The organism is Pseudomonas sp. TS_SC_3, from assembly GCF_056156225.1.
This window is the reverse complement of the sequence record NZ_CM149586.1, coordinates 897,111-910,271: the sequence shown is the minus strand read 5'-3', so window position 1 is coordinate 910,271 and position 13,161 is coordinate 897,111. Positions and strand designations below refer to the sequence as shown.

The 13,161-nt window shown below is 58.0% G+C and carries 14 protein-coding genes and 1 pseudogene; 4 read left to right on the top strand and 11 right to left on the bottom strand.

Features of this window, described 5'->3' with window-relative positions; genetic code table 11:
- Window positions 1-37: 37 nt before the first annotated feature.
- Both AC0J6G_RS04435 and AC0J6G_RS04430 read left to right on the top strand, forming a co-directional pair.
- Window positions 38-862: an SDR family oxidoreductase gene (locus tag AC0J6G_RS04435; protein ID WP_475251666.1), complete on the top strand. Its 825-nt coding sequence runs from the start codon at window positions 38-40 to the stop codon at window positions 860-862.
- Between the two features lie 126 nt (window positions 863-988).
- Window positions 989-1,096, top strand: a pseudogene (locus AC0J6G_RS04430) (cbb3-type cytochrome c oxidase subunit 3); the annotation flags it as partial.
- Between the two features lie 130 nt (window positions 1,097-1,226).
- On the opposite strand, the gene AC0J6G_RS04425 reads toward AC0J6G_RS04430, so the two are convergent.
- From AC0J6G_RS04425 to AC0J6G_RS04405, 5 genes are all read right to left on the bottom strand, one after another.
- Entirely contained in the window at window positions 1,227-1,556 is a 330-nt protein-coding gene (locus AC0J6G_RS04425; protein ID WP_475251664.1) for a hypothetical protein, read from the bottom strand.
- 515 nt (window positions 1,557-2,071) lie between these two features.
- Entirely contained in the window at window positions 2,072-3,511 is a 1,440-nt protein-coding gene (locus tag AC0J6G_RS04420) for an aminotransferase-like domain-containing protein (RefSeq protein ID WP_475251662.1), read from the bottom strand.
- A gap of 200 nt (window positions 3,512-3,711) precedes the next feature.
- Window positions 3,712-4,524 carry an OmpA family protein gene (locus AC0J6G_RS04415; protein WP_475251660.1) on the bottom strand — a complete coding sequence of 271 codons (813 nt, stop codon included), beginning with the start codon at window positions 4,522-4,524 and terminating at the stop codon, window positions 3,712-3,714.
- Window positions 4,521-4,877 (bottom strand): DUF4398 domain-containing protein, encoded by a 357-nt coding sequence (locus AC0J6G_RS04410; RefSeq protein ID WP_475251658.1) that lies wholly within the window; start codon window positions 4,875-4,877, stop codon window positions 4,521-4,523. The genes AC0J6G_RS04415 and AC0J6G_RS04410 overlap by 4 nt, the downstream gene beginning before the upstream one ends.
- A 9-nt stretch (window positions 4,878-4,886) precedes the next feature.
- Entirely contained in the window at window positions 4,887-5,714 is an 828-nt protein-coding gene (locus AC0J6G_RS04405) for a substrate-binding periplasmic protein (protein ID WP_475251656.1), read from the bottom strand.
- Window positions 5,715-5,822: 108 nt separating this feature from the next.
- On the opposite strand from AC0J6G_RS04405, the gene AC0J6G_RS04400 reads away from it, so the two are divergent.
- Window positions 5,823-6,056, top strand: a complete 234-nt coding sequence (locus tag AC0J6G_RS04400) for a hypothetical protein (protein WP_475251654.1) — start codon at window positions 5,823-5,825, stop codon at window positions 6,054-6,056.
- Between the two features lie 203 nt (window positions 6,057-6,259).
- Here the strand turns inward: AC0J6G_RS04400 and AC0J6G_RS04395 are convergent, their stop codons facing one another.
- Window positions 6,260-7,189, bottom strand: coding sequence for an electron transfer flavoprotein subunit alpha/FixB family protein (locus tag AC0J6G_RS04395; RefSeq protein WP_475251652.1), 930 nt, complete (start codon window positions 7,187-7,189; stop codon window positions 6,260-6,262).
- A complete protein-coding gene (locus AC0J6G_RS04390) occupies window positions 7,190-7,939 on the bottom strand; it encodes an electron transfer flavoprotein subunit beta/FixA family protein (protein ID WP_475251650.1) in 750 nt (249 codons plus the stop codon).
- Window positions 7,940-8,259: 320 nt separating this feature from the next.
- On the opposite strand from AC0J6G_RS04390, the gene AC0J6G_RS04385 reads away from it, so the two are divergent.
- Window positions 8,260-9,924, top strand: coding sequence for an electron transfer flavoprotein-ubiquinone oxidoreductase (locus AC0J6G_RS04385; RefSeq protein ID WP_475251648.1), 1,665 nt, complete (start codon window positions 8,260-8,262; stop codon window positions 9,922-9,924).
- A gap of 69 nt (window positions 9,925-9,993) precedes the next feature.
- Here AC0J6G_RS04385 and AC0J6G_RS04380 read toward each other — a convergent pair whose 3' ends face one another.
- The 4 genes from AC0J6G_RS04380 to AC0J6G_RS04365 form a co-directional block, all read right to left on the bottom strand.
- A complete protein-coding gene (locus AC0J6G_RS04380) occupies window positions 9,994-10,563 on the bottom strand; it encodes a DUF1285 domain-containing protein (RefSeq protein WP_475251646.1) in 570 nt (189 codons plus the stop codon).
- Between the two features lie 3 nt (window positions 10,564-10,566).
- Complete coding sequence (locus AC0J6G_RS04375) at window positions 10,567-11,169, bottom strand: DUF4823 domain-containing protein (protein ID WP_475251644.1); 603 nt, start codon at window positions 11,167-11,169, stop codon at window positions 10,567-10,569.
- A 76-nt stretch (window positions 11,170-11,245) separates the two neighbouring features.
- Window positions 11,246-12,136 (bottom strand): radical SAM protein, encoded by an 891-nt coding sequence (locus AC0J6G_RS04370; RefSeq protein WP_475251642.1) that lies wholly within the window; start codon window positions 12,134-12,136, stop codon window positions 11,246-11,248.
- A gap of 27 nt (window positions 12,137-12,163) precedes the next feature.
- Entirely contained in the window at window positions 12,164-13,132 is a 969-nt protein-coding gene (locus AC0J6G_RS04365; RefSeq protein WP_475251640.1) for a GTP 3',8-cyclase MoaA, read from the bottom strand.
- Window positions 13,133-13,161: the final 29 nt, after the last annotated feature.

Below are 13,161 nucleotides of genomic sequence, written 5' to 3'. Positions count from 1 at the left end.
GATCCACCCTACATAACAACAAAAATGGAGAAGCCCCATGTCACTGCACGGCAAAACCCTGTTTATCACCGGTGCCAGCCGCGGCATCGGCCGGGAGATCGCCCTGCGCGCCGCGCGCGATGGGGCCAACATCGTGATTGCGGCGAAAAGCGCCGAGCCGCATGCCAAGCTACCCGGCACCATTCACTCGGTGGCCGCCGAGGTCGAGCAAGCTGGCGGCAAAGCCCTGGCCCTGCAGGTTGATGTGCGCGATGAACACGCGGTCAAGGCTGCCATGGCGCAGGCCGCCGCGCACTTTGGCGGCATCGATACGCTGATCAACAACGCGGGTGCGATCAAGCTGGTGGGCGTGGAAAAACTCGACCCTAAACGCTTCGACCTGATGTTTCAGATCAACACCCGCGCGGTGATGGTTTGCAGCCAGGCGGCCCTGCCGTTTCTTAAGCAGAGCAGCAATGGCCATATCCTCAACCTGTCGCCGCCGCTGAATATGGACAACAAGTGGTTTGCCCAACACGGCCCCTACACCGTGACCAAGTACGGCATGAGCATGCTGACCTTGGGCATGCATGAGGAATTCAAGAAGTACGCCATCAGCGTCAACTCGCTGTGGCCGAAAACCATGATCGCCACCGCCGCCATCGAGTTCGAACTGGGCAGCCGTGATGCCTTCAAACGCGCCCGAACCCCAGCCATCATGGCCGACGCGGCCCACGCCATACTCTGCAGCCAGGCACGCAGCATCAGCGGGCGCTTGCTCATTGACGAAGACCTCCTGCGCGAGCAGGGTGCGACTGAGTTCGAGCACTACCGCTTCGACCCGCACGGTGGCGCGCTAATCCCTGATCTGTTTGTCGACTAAATAAACCAGCACACTCACCCTGGAACGCTCTCAGGCTTGCCGCTGAACGGCGGCAAGCCTGCAGGCGTTCACCTGTTGTAAACCCTCAGCGGCTCATGCTGCGCGGCACGCAGTAGCCAGCACGACCTTGATGAGGCCGCTATGCTGCCCTTCGCCGACGACCCCGAAGTGGCCCGTCGCGTCGAACGGCAAACAGGCCGCAGTGTCAGTGGCTGCAGCGGCCCCGGTCGCTGTAACAGCAGTGCGATTAAGCGGGAAGCCAAGAGTTCCAGGTGTTTAACGCTTAACACGCCTGCAGGGGCTCAACTGCGACCGCCGTCAGCCCTGCTGGCAACCACGGTGAACGCACGCGTGGGCTAAACGCCTAGTGCTTGAACTCGAACTGCAACTGCGCGCCCTCAACTGACTGCCAGTAGTCGTCATCGCGTTCATTGGTGATCAACTTGCCATTGAGCTGGAAAGGACTCTCAGGCTCCACCTTCTCGCCAAACAACGGCGGTAATAACGGCATCGAGGCATCGTTAATCGGCGCCAATGGCTGCAGGGGGTCAAACACGTTTGGGTGCAGACTCAAATCCAGCGGAGCGGTTGGCTCAGGCTCAGATGCCGGTGCGGGTGCAGGCGGTTTGACGGGCGTACGGCTCGGCGCCTTCTCCGCGGATTCAAGTGCAGGATTAGCAGGGACTGGGCTCACCGCCACGGGCGCCTTCTCAGCAGGCGGTTTGGCGGGTTGTACCTGAACGACCTGTGGCTTGGGTGGCGCAGAGGGCGCTGCGGGTTGCTCGCAAGCAGTCAAGGACAATGCCGTAAACAGCAGCGCGAGGCGTCGAATAGAGGTCATGGGAAATACAAACACAGAGGCATAGAACGCTATGCTCGCCGCTGATGGACACCTCTGGCAAGCCTGCAATCTATACGGTCTGAAATATCATCACGCATTGCAGCCAAACCGCCTACGGCAATGCGCGGCCAAGTGAGCGGGTGTTGCCAACCGCCCTACTCAGGCGACTACGAATGCGCAGCCAAGCCAACTCACTCGCCTGACTGCCGGCCTTAGCCGTTGGTTAATCGCGCGGCGGCTCCAGCCAGCCCTTGCCGCCCACCGGCACCACTTCATACAACGCAGTTACCGTGCGGCCTGCGCCAGTGATGAAGCAAGCCATTCGCTCAGGTAGACGCAGTGCTTAGCCGATTCGGGCTAGACCGCTGTTAAAAACTGCTCGCTCCTTCTTGGCACAGCTGGCCGGCGAGCATGCCCAACGTCATCAAGGCGCGCTCGGCTTCACGGTCCCATGGGATGCCGCAGTTCAGACGGATGCAGTGATTGAACTGCTCGGTTGTACTGAAGATCAGCCCCGGCGCGATGCTAATACCCTGCTGCAGCGCGCTGACGTGTAGGTCTTTGGTGTTAACCCGCGCCGGCAGGCTGACCCAGAGGATAAAGCCGCCCTTGGGCCGGCTCATCTGCGTACCTTCTGGGAAGTACTGCTGCACGGCCAGCTGGAAGGCGCTGAGATTTTTGCGGTACTCCTGACGGATAAAGCGCAGGTGACGATCGTAACCGCCGTTTTCCAGGTAAGCCGCTACCGCCATCTGGGTCACGCTGCACGCCGAGTGAGTGCTGAAGGTTTGCAAGCGTTGAATTTCATCTTGGTACTTACCGGCCACTATCCAGCCGATGCGCACGCCGGGCGACAGGGTTTTCGAGAAACTGGAGCAATACACCACCCGCCCTTCGCGGTCATGGGACTTGAGCGCCTTGGTCGGCCCCTGCTCGAACATCAGCTCGCCATAGATGTCGTCTTCGATAATCTGGATATCGTAATCACCCGCCAAACGCAGCAATTGGCGCTGACGTGCCTCAGGAATAGTGCCGCCCAGCGGGTTACTCAGCCGCGCAGTCAGCACCAATGCCTTGATCGGCCACTGATTGGCCGCCAGCTGCAGGGCTTCCAGGCTGATACCCGTGGTCGGATCGCTAGGGATTTCGATGACTTTCAGGCCGAGCAGATCAGCCAGCTGCAGCAGACCATAGTAAGTCGGCGACTCAACGGCAATCAGGTCACCCGGCTTAGTCAGCACCCGCAAGCTCATCTGCAGGGCATCCACGCACCCGTGGGTGATCACCACTTCACTGGGGTCGACCACCACACCGGCGTCGCGCATGCGGATCGCCACTTGCCGACGCAACGGCTCGAAACCCGGGCTGAACATATAGCTAAAGGCCCGCGCACTATGAAAACGCGTGACCTTAGCCAGTTGTTGGTGCAGCGCGCGCACGGGCAGGTAATCCACATGCGGCACCGCCGCACCAAGGGGGAAGACGCCCTCGCGGCGCGACTCAGTAAGCACTTGGTTGATGATACTGCTGCGGGTTACCAAGCCTGGGCGCTCTACGCGAGCAATGTCCGGGGTTGGCGCGGTCAGGGCCGGCGTCTGGTGCACGTAGAAGCCGGACTGCGGGCGCGCGCGGATCAGGCCCTGGTCTTCCAGATTGGCGTAAGCCTGCAGCACCGTGGCATGGCTGACATTGAGCTGCGCACTCATCTTGCGCACCGACGGCACACGTTCGCCGGGTTGGTAAACGCCACGGCGAATATCTTCCGCCAGCTGCTGGGCAATGCGCTGATAGAGCAACAGACTGGTCATAACCGCGTTCCTGCTTGACTGAACCGTAACAGTAAACCGGGCTTTTACAATTGCACCGGTACAGCTCAGTCAATTGTCGGCGATACAGTACCAAGCCGCCAGGACTGTATCGGTTCAGCGGGCGGATTTAACCGATTGCCTGGCGCTGAGAACCTAATAAAAAGCCCCGGTATACCGGGGCTTTTTGACCTGCAAACGCACTAGCGCGGCGAACCGAGCCGGCCTTGCTCATCAGAGAACACAATTTCCACACGCCGATTCTGCGCCCGCCCTTTGGCTGAGGCATTTTCGGTTACCGGGAAGCTTTCGCCATGGCCCTGCACTTCGATGCGCTTGGCATCGATACCCAGATCGACCAGTACATCGGCCACTGCCTGGGCGCGAGCGCGGGACAGCTCAAGGTTTTCCTGGGCATCACCACGGCTGTCGGTATAGCCCTCAATGCGCACAATGCGTCGAGGGTTGAGCTGCAGGAACTGCACCAGTTTCAGCACAGTGCGATTGGCTGAGCCTTTCAGATCACTGCGCCCGGCATCAAACAGTACATCCCCCAGGGTCATCACCAAGCCGCGCTCGCTCTGAGTGGTGGCCAGGCTGACCATCTGCTCTTCAAGCCAGTTACTCTGGTCCTGCACGCTGAGCAACTTGGCCTCGCGCAGTGCCAGTTGCAGGCGTTGGCGCTCCAACTCCAACTTGGCCGCGCGCTCCTGATTCAGGTTAAGGCTGCTCTTCTGCCCGGCAATGGCGCTGTACTGCTGGCTCAGATAGGCATAGTGAGCCACATCATCCCGACTGCCCCAGTAACTCGACAAGCGATCAGCCTTGGCCAACGACTCACCCGCTCGAATCAGGTCTTTGGGCGCACTGCGCAGCACGTCTGCATCATCCTTAACCTGCTGGAAGGCACTCTGTGCGGCAGCCAACGTGTGGTCACTGGCGCTGTGCGACGAAGCACAGCCACTTAGCAATAACGCACAGCAGGTAAGCGCCATACCGGCATGAAAGAACCTCATGGCATGCTCCCCAACTGTTTGCGCAAGCGATTGATGGCGTTACTCAGCTCTGTCAATTGCTGCTGACTCTTTGCGGTCAAGTGCTCAGCTTCGGCTAGACGGGCGTCCAGCTCGGCCTGCTCGGCGTATACCCGCGCCTGCTTGTAGTCCTCGTCCTGCATGGCTGCTTGTGCCAAGGCGTACTTTTCCTCGGCTAGACGCAGTGACGCGGACTGCTCCGCGGAAATACCCAATGCCTTGGCCTGGCTGAGCGCCTTCTCAGTCAAAAGCAGCTGTTCATTAGGCGCAGGATCGGTTGCGCAGGCACTGAGCATGAGCGGCAGCAATGCCACACAGATATGTCGATTAATCACAGAATTTCCCTACTGTTCAGCATCACTGTCGGCGGTGTGCTGTTGGACTTTCCAGCGCTGTAAATTGGCCTGCAGAAAGGCCTCAGGCAAACCAGCGGCCACTGCCTCGGTCATTTTTTTCGCCAACATGCCACGCAGCCAGGCATCGTTACAGGCCGAGTTATGTGACAGCGTCAGATACAGGCCTTCACTGGAGATGGGCGGATCCAGCACCAGCAAGTCATCTTGCATACCCAGGCTGTCGGCGAGTGCCTGACCAGGGTAACGCTCGTACAGCACATACTCAGTACGCCCTAGTACGAGCTTTTGGAAGGCTTGGGTAATGCTGGAAACGCCTTCTAAGGTCAAATTGCCCTCGGCGTAAGCATCAAATTGCTGGCCGAAACTGTTACCGACCAAGGTATCGCCGGTACGGTTACGCAAGTCTTCCCAACCGGCGTAGGGGAACTCGGCACCTCGATGCACCCACACCACGCTGGGCGTGAAGTAGAATGCAGGGTGCACATAGTCCATTACATCCAGACGTGGCAGCGTCAGAAACGCGCCGGCAATCAGATCAACCCGCCCCGTTCTGACTTCATCCTGCGCGCGCGACCAAGGCCCGGTATAGATGATGTCGATCACCACGCCCAGCTCTTTGGCCAAGTGCTGTAGCAGGTCGGCATTGGCACCGATCAGTTGCTGGGGGTTCTGCGGATCACGCCATAAATAAGGCGGATATTCCGGATTACCGGTAGCCACCAAACGTTCGCACTTGCCCGCGGCAACGCCCATAACCGGCACCAGCAGCAGACCGAATAACAGCAAAATTGATTTATATAAACCACGCTCAAGCATTGGCGACTACTCGATTTAACCTTGAATGGGCGTCTGTGGACACGCACGGGAAAACACATTCTTCATGCTAGCTTAATACGCATTCTGACAAATTCGCGATAAACACCCATGATGAAAAAACTGATCGCAGGCTTGGCACTCTTACTTGCGGCGAGTGCAACCCTGCTCTGCCTGTCGCCAGCCGCACAGCTGAAAAGCCTGCAACTACTTGAGCGACAACGAGCAGGGCTCAGCCTCAAACAAATCAGCATGGGCGATCTTAACATTCATTACTACGAAGGCGGCCCGAGCGGCGCACAAACCATCTTGATGGTGCATGGCTTTGCCGCCAACAAATACTGAACTTTATCTTCATGCAGCCGCCTTACCGACCGACTCACTCGAGGGTTATTTCGCCGAGCAGGCCATGCGCCAATGATCGAGCGGACGGAACTAACCGCACAGCACCACCGGGCCTTTCTCCAAAACCTGCCGGATTAGCAGAAAAATGTAGGCATAAAAAACCCGCTCAGTGAGCGGGTTTTTTATGCACTGGGGAAACCGGCTTAGACCAGCTTCTCCAGCTCAGGTACGGCTTCGAACAGATCAGCGACCAGACCGTAATCAGCGACCTGGAAGATCGGCGCCTCTTCGTCCTTGTTGATCGCAACGATCACTTTGGAGTCTTTCATACCGGCCAGGTGCTGGATCGCGCCGGAGATACCGACAGCGATGTACAGCTGTGGCGCAACGATCTTACCGGTCTGACCGACCTGCATGTCGTTCGGTACGAAACCTGCGTCAACCGCAGCACGCGAAGCACCCACGGCAGCACCCAGCTTGTCAGCCAAGGTGTACAGATGCTTGAAGTTGTCACCGTTCTGCATACCGCGACCGCCGGAAACGACTATTTTGGCAGCGGTCAGTTCTGGACGATCGGACTTGGCCAGTTCTTCACCGACGAAAGACGATTTGCCAGCGTCAGCGGCGCCGCCAACGGCTTCAACTGCGGCCGAGCCGCCTTCAGCAGCAACCGGATCAAAACCAGTGGCACGCACGGTGATGACTTTAACGGCAGCGGAAGACTGCACGGTGGCGATGGCGTTACCGGCGTAGATCGGACGCTTGAAGGTATCAGCGCTTTGAACAGCAATGATTTCCGAGATCTGATCAACGTCCAGTGCAGCGGCAACGCGCGGCAGAATGTTCTTACCGTTGCTGGTGGCGGCAGCCAGGATGTGGCTGTAGCCCTTGCCCAGTTCGGCAACCAGCGGCGCAACGTTTTCCGGCAGCTGGTGAGCGAAGGCTGCGTTATCAGCAACCAGCACTTTAGCGACGCCAGCCATTTTTGCGGCGGCTTCAGCAGCAGCGCCGCAAGCGGCACCGGCAACCAGAACGTGGATGTCACCACCGATCTTCGCAGCAGCTGCAACAGTGTTCAGCGTGGCTGGAGCCAGGGCGGCATTGGTGTGTTCAGCGATAACCAGGATAGTCATTTAGATTACCTTCGCCTCGTTCTTCAATTTCTCGACCAGTTCAGCCACAGACTTGACCTTGATGCCGGCGCTGCGGGTAGCAGGCGCTTCGACTTTCAAGGTTTTCACGGTGGAAGCGGTGGAAACGCCCAGATCAGCCGGGGTAACAGTTTCCAACGGCTTTTTCTTGGCTTTCATGATGTTCGGCAGCGACGCGTAGCGCGGCTCGTTCAGACGCAGGTCGGTGGTCACGATGGCCGGCAAGCTCAACGCAACGGTCTGCAGACCGCCGTCGATTTCGCGGGTTACGTTGACCTTGTCGCCTGCTACTTCAACTTTAGAAGCGAAGGTGCCTTGGGCAAAACCGGTCAGCGCGCCGAGCATCTGGCCAGTCTGGTTGTTGTCGCTGTCGATGGCCTGCTTGCCCATAATGACCAGCTGCGGCTGCTCTTTATCGACAACTGCTTTCAACAGCTTGGCTACAGCCAGGGAGTTCAGCTCATCGGCCGATTCAACCAGGATGGCACGATCAGCACCCAGTGCCAGCGCAGTACGCAGCTGCTCTTGAGCAGTGGCCGGGCCGATGGTGACGACGACGATTTCGCTCGCCACACCCTTCTCTTTCAGGCGTACAGCTTCTTCCACGGCGATTTCGCAGAAAGGATTCATCGACATCTTGACGTTGGCAAGATCAACGCCGCTGTTGTCCGCTTTGACGCGCACTTTGACGTTGTAGTCGACCACTCGTTTGACAGCTACAAGAACCTTCATGGATTCCTCGTTACTCTCCGGTGAATAAGAATGTCGCCAGAAGCGAACATGGCGTGAACTGCAAGCCGGCCGGAACCGGGAGTCGGCCAATCACGGCAGACACAAAACCGCCGGTATCTTGACCGCACGACCTAGGCTGGTCAATACAACGCAGCGGCCAATCGTCAGCGATGTAGTAAGATTCTAACAGCCCTACAGAAAATTCAAACAAACGTTTGTATTGGCCCGCTCGGAGCGTCTGGATATAATGCGCCAGCATCGCTCACGGAACGAGCTTGATCGCCAAATAAAATTAGAGAGCCTTGAGTAGGAGATAGCCTGTGGAACGCGAATTTATGGAATTCGACGTCGTCATCGTCGGCGCCGGCCCTGCTGGTTTGTCCGCCGCCTGCCGATTGAAGCAGAAAGCGGCCGAAGCCGGCAAAGAAATCAGCGTCTGCGTGGTCGAAAAAGGCTCCGAAGTCGGCGCACACATCCTCTCTGGTGCGGTGTTTGAACCGCGCGCACTGAACGAACTGTTCCCGGACTGGAAAGAGCTCGGCGCCCCGCTGAACACGCCGGTCAAGCGTGACGACATCTACGTACTCAAGGATGCAGAGAAAGCCACCAAAGTTCCGGATTTCTTTGTACCCAAGACCATGCACAACCATGGCAACTTCATCATTTCCCTGGGCAATCTGTGCCGCTGGCTGGCGCAGCAGGCGGAAAACTTGGGCGTTGAAATCTACCCGGGCTTCGCTGCTCAGGAAGCACTGATCAACGAGAACGGCGCAGTCTATGGCATTCTCACTGGCGATCTGGGTGTTGACCGTGAAGGTCACCCGAAAGAGGGTTACTTCACCCCGGGTATGGAACTGCGTGCCAAGTACACCCTCTTTGCAGAAGGTTGCCGAGGCCACATCGGCAAGCAGCTGATTAAGCAATTCAACCTGGACTCCGAAGCCGACGCTCAGCATTACGGCATTGGCATCAAGGAAATATGGGACATCGACCCGGCCAAACACGAACAGGGCTTGGTAGTTCACACCGCGGGCTGGCCACTGGATCTCGTCGCCAAAGAAAACACTGGCGGCTCCTTCCTTTATCACCTGGAAAACAACCAGGTGGTCGTCGGCCTGATCGTCGACCTGTCCTACAGCAACCCACATCTGTCGCCATTCGATGAGTTCCAGCGCTACAAGCACCACCCGGTGATTGCCCAGTACCTGGAAGGTGGTAAGCGTGTGGCTTATGGTGCTCGCGCCCTGGCCAAAGGCGGCATCAACTCGCTGCCGAAAATGGTCTTCAACGGTGGCGCCCTGATCGGTTGCGACCTCGGCACCATGAACGTTGCCAAGATCAAAGGCAGCCACACGGCGATGAAGTCCGGCATGCTCGCGGCGGAAGCCGTGGCTGATGCACTGTTTGCAGGCAAGGAAGGCGGCGACCAACTGACCGGCTATGTTGATGGATTCAAAGCCAGCTGGTTGTATGAAGAGTTATTCACCACCCGTAACTTCGCTCCGGCCATGCACAAGTTCGGTCCATTGATGGGTGCAGGCTTCAACTGGCTGGATCAGAACATTTTCGGCGGCAAACTGCCGTTCACCCTGCACGACACCAAGCCGGATTACGCCTGCTTGAAGCTTGCTGCAGACGCACCGAAAATCAGCTACCCGAAACCCGACGGGAAGCTCAGTTTCGACAAGCTCAGTTCGGTATTCCTCTCCAACACCAACCACGAAGAGGAACAACCTTGCCACCTGAAGCTTACTGATCCGAGCATTCCGCTGAGCAAGAACCTGCCGATGTATGACGAGCCAGCGCAGCGCTACTGCCCGGCCGGCGTATATGAAATCGTCACCAAGGAAGATGGCGAGCAGAAGTTCCAGATCAATGCGCAGAACTGCGTGCACTGCAAAACCTGTGACATCAAGGATCCGGCCCAGAACATCACTTGGGTGGCACCTGAAGGTACAGGCGGGCCTAACTACCCCAATATGTAAGACAAAAAGAAAGGCTCCTTCGGGAGCCTTTTTTATTGCGCTGAATTCGACAGCTACTGGGAGAGAAGATCAGTCCGGCTGCGGGCCAATGGGAAAGAATTCGCCACTGCTCCACACACCGAGCCAGTTCTGGCCGTCAATCTCGCGCGGCACTGCCAGCTCAACCAGTTGGTAGAACACATTGCGGTGAATCAGCGCCTCAAGATTGCTACGCACGTGCACATAGGGCGCTGGCTCTTCGGTCAGGGCGTCCAGCTCAACCCGCAGCGGATGCTCGCTACCGGCCACCACCTCATCGTCGACATTGGTGATAAAGCGCAGCACCTGCGCGTCACCCTCACCCTCCACTTGCAGGCTGATCGCCACAAAGGGCGCATCATCCACTTGAATACCCACCATCTCCACCGGCGTCACCAGCACGTACTTATCGCCGTCACGGCGGATAATGCTGGAGAACAGCTTAACCATCGGCTTGCGACCAATCGGCGTACCCATGTAATACCACGTGCCATCGCGGGCGATGCGCATATCGATATCACCGCAAAACGCAGGGTGCCACAGGTGTACTGGAGGCAGACCCTTGCCTTCGCCTTTGGGTATCTGCGCCAGCAGGTCGCCGGCTTTATCAGTATCTGTCATCAATCAATGCCCCAACCCTAATAAACGCCGCGCATAGTCCTGCAGCGCCGGACCAATCAAGTCCTCCGGCTTAGCATCATAGAGTGTCAACAGACCTCCGCGGCTGCGAATGCGCGCAGTGTCGACCAAATAGCGGGTATTGGTTTCAAGCAGCATCAACTGGATCACCCCATTGTCGACGCCTAAGCGGTCCAGCGCTTCTTGATCCTCCCACTCCTCCACCGTGCCAATACGGTCATCGGCATAGGCAAAGCGACTGTAAAGCAGATAATGCGCACCGGCTGAACGCGCCTCAGTAAGAGCCTCTTCGAGCCCCAACGGCGACTTGGCGCGACGCACCATTGGGAAGTACTCGACAAAACCCTTGTAGGCCTCTTCGGCCACCACATTCGGTCGCGGATAAGCGCCGCCCGGCGGCACAAAATGCCCCTGAGCGATGTAGATAAAGGAATCAGCCTGCAACCGCCACGGGCTGGCGCGACGGGCTTGGCTGTGGTCAAGCACGCCAACATCACGCAATTGATAAATAGCCTTATCCGCCAGATCACTGGGTTTCATACAGCCGCCAAGCAGCAACACACCGACTAGCAACACCACACCACGCATCACGCTTCTCCCACAGCCAGTGACAAAAACCCGGCAGATAGCGCCCAGATGCAGATTTCACGCCACCTGCCGCAGCTCAAAGGCCGCGCTGCCACTCTTGACGCAGGTGTGCCTGCTGCGGCTGCTCGATGGCCTGCCGCACTTGCGCCAGGAGGCGCTGTTTATCCGCACCGAGAGTGCCTTTAAGCACCAAGTAGTTGGAGGCATGGTCGCTGCGAAAAACCGTATCGCGCAGCTCAAGACCGCTCAGTAAACGCTCAACCTCGACAAACAACTGCTGCTGATTGAGGGGCTGGAAATCGGCAAAGCCCTCACGAAAACGAGCATCGCCCTGAGGAAAGCTCACCACCAGAGTCGAAAGAAACTCAGGCGGCGCCTCATTCATCAGACGCGCCGAGTTATCCGCATGCTGCGCGCTCAAGCTCGTGCCGCCCAGACCATTGAGGATCATCACCGAGCGGGTGATCCCCGCCTGCCCCAGCTTATCCAGCGCACTCAGGCTGGACGCATAGGTCTCACCCTTATTGACCCGCGCCAGCACTTCGTCATCCCCCGACTCGCAGCCCACATAGGCCATACGCAGGCCGGCATCGGCGAGCTCTTTCAGCTCGTCAACTGACTTCTTACGCAAGTTACGCGGCAAGCAATAGCTGGAGACCCGTGAAACCTCAGGCATGAGCTCACGAATGGCGCGAAGAATGGTCAGCAAGCGTCGCGTCGGCATCACCAGCGCATCACCATCAGCCAGAAACACCCGCTGCACGATCATCTGCGCACCTGTGCGGCGAATCTCCTCAAGCACCTGCGCCTCATCACGGGCGCGAAACTTCTTTTGCTCTTGGGTATACATTTCGCAAAACGTACAGCTGTTCCAAGAGCAGCCATTGGTCACCGGCAGAATCAGCGAGTGGGCCTCGCTGGGCGGACGGAATACAGGCTCGATATAGCTGATGGGGAACGTTTGCATGGTTTGCACTCAAAGCAGGCAGCGGCCTCAGCCGCCAATAATCTTCATAACCGTCGCACCGCCAGAAAACGCCAGATCCTGCTTATCACCCAACGCTTTCACCAGCAGCCCCTGCAGAGCGGGTAAAGCCTGGTGGCGCGGTTTGTCGAGCAGATCACCGACGTAGTGACGATTACTGGATGACAGGCAGCCATGTAGCCAGCCGGTCGATGACAGACGCAGCCGCGAGCACGTGCGGCAGAACGGCACGCTTTCGTTGGCAATGACGCCGAAGTGGCCAACACCGGGGATGGCGTAACGCAGCGCAGTAGCATCCAGCGCAGCATGGGCCTGGACATACTCATAGTGATTGCCGATCAACGCCAATAACTCAGGCATGCCGACAAACTGGCGCTGAAAGCTGTTGCCGTCACGGGCCAAATGACCCATGCGCATCAACTCGATAAAGCGCAGTTCAAAGCCATTGGCTAGGCAGTAGTCGAGCATCGGCAGCACTTGATCAAGATTCTGCCCACGCAGCGGCACCATATTGACCTTGATCTGTATGCCCGCTGCGCGCGCCTGCTGTAAACCATCCAGCACGGTGGCCAAATCACCGCCACGGGCAATCGTACGGAAAGCCGCCGCGTCGAGGGTGTCCAAGGAAATGTTTAAGCGGCGAATGCCGCACTCCAGCAACAGCGGTAATTTACGCGCTAACAGCTGACCGTTGCTGGTCAGGCTGATGTCAGCCAGCCCCAACTGACTGACACCCCGTAGAAAGGCTTCTAGCTTGGGGCTTACCAGGGGCTCACCGCCGGTAACACGCAATTGCTCAATACCGGCGGCTTCAATTAGATAGGCCACGCCACGCAACATGGCCTCAGCAGATAACTCATCCTGCGCCGCCACCAAGCGTTTACCATCGGGAACGCAGTAGGTGCAGGCATAGTTGCAAGCAGCTGTCAGGCTAATACGCAAGTTGCGAAAGCGTCTGCCTTGGCGGTCAACGATCATGCACGACTCCAGCAAAAGTATGCGCCGAG

Bases quoted from the DNA above. Each gene is read 5' to 3' on its own strand.
- AC0J6G_RS04365 (WP_475251640.1), bottom strand. From the start codon at position 13,132: ATGATCGTTGACCGCCAAGGCAGACGCTTTCGCAACTTGCGTATTAGC.
- AC0J6G_RS04375 (WP_475251644.1), bottom strand. From the start codon at position 11,169: ATGCGTGGTGTGGTGTTGCTAGTCGGTGTGTTGCTGCTTGGCGGCTGT.
- AC0J6G_RS04395 (WP_475251652.1), bottom strand. From the start codon at position 7,189: ATGACTATCCTGGTTATCGCTGAACACACCAATGCCGCCCTGGCTCCA.
- AC0J6G_RS04370 (WP_475251642.1), bottom strand. From the start codon at position 12,136: ATGCAAACGTTCCCCATCAGCTATATCGAGCCTGTATTCCGTCCGCCC.
- AC0J6G_RS04400 (WP_475251654.1), top strand. From the start codon at position 5,823: ATGATGAAAAAACTGATCGCAGGCTTGGCACTCTTACTTGCGGCGAGT.
- AC0J6G_RS04390 (WP_475251650.1), bottom strand. From the start codon at position 7,939: ATGAAGGTTCTTGTAGCTGTCAAACGAGTGGTCGACTACAACGTCAAA.
- AC0J6G_RS04420 (WP_475251662.1), bottom strand. From the start codon at position 3,511: ATGACCAGTCTGTTGCTCTATCAGCGCATTGCCCAGCAGCTGGCGGAA.
- AC0J6G_RS04415 (WP_475251660.1), bottom strand. From the start codon at position 4,524: ATGAGGTTCTTTCATGCCGGTATGGCGCTTACCTGCTGTGCGTTATTG.
- AC0J6G_RS04380 (WP_475251646.1), bottom strand. From the start codon at position 10,563: ATGACAGATACTGATAAAGCCGGCGACCTGCTGGCGCAGATACCCAAA.
- AC0J6G_RS04435 (WP_475251666.1), top strand. From the start codon at position 38: ATGTCACTGCACGGCAAAACCCTGTTTATCACCGGTGCCAGCCGCGGC.
- AC0J6G_RS04405 (WP_475251656.1), bottom strand. From the start codon at position 5,714: ATGCTTGAGCGTGGTTTATATAAATCAATTTTGCTGTTATTCGGTCTG.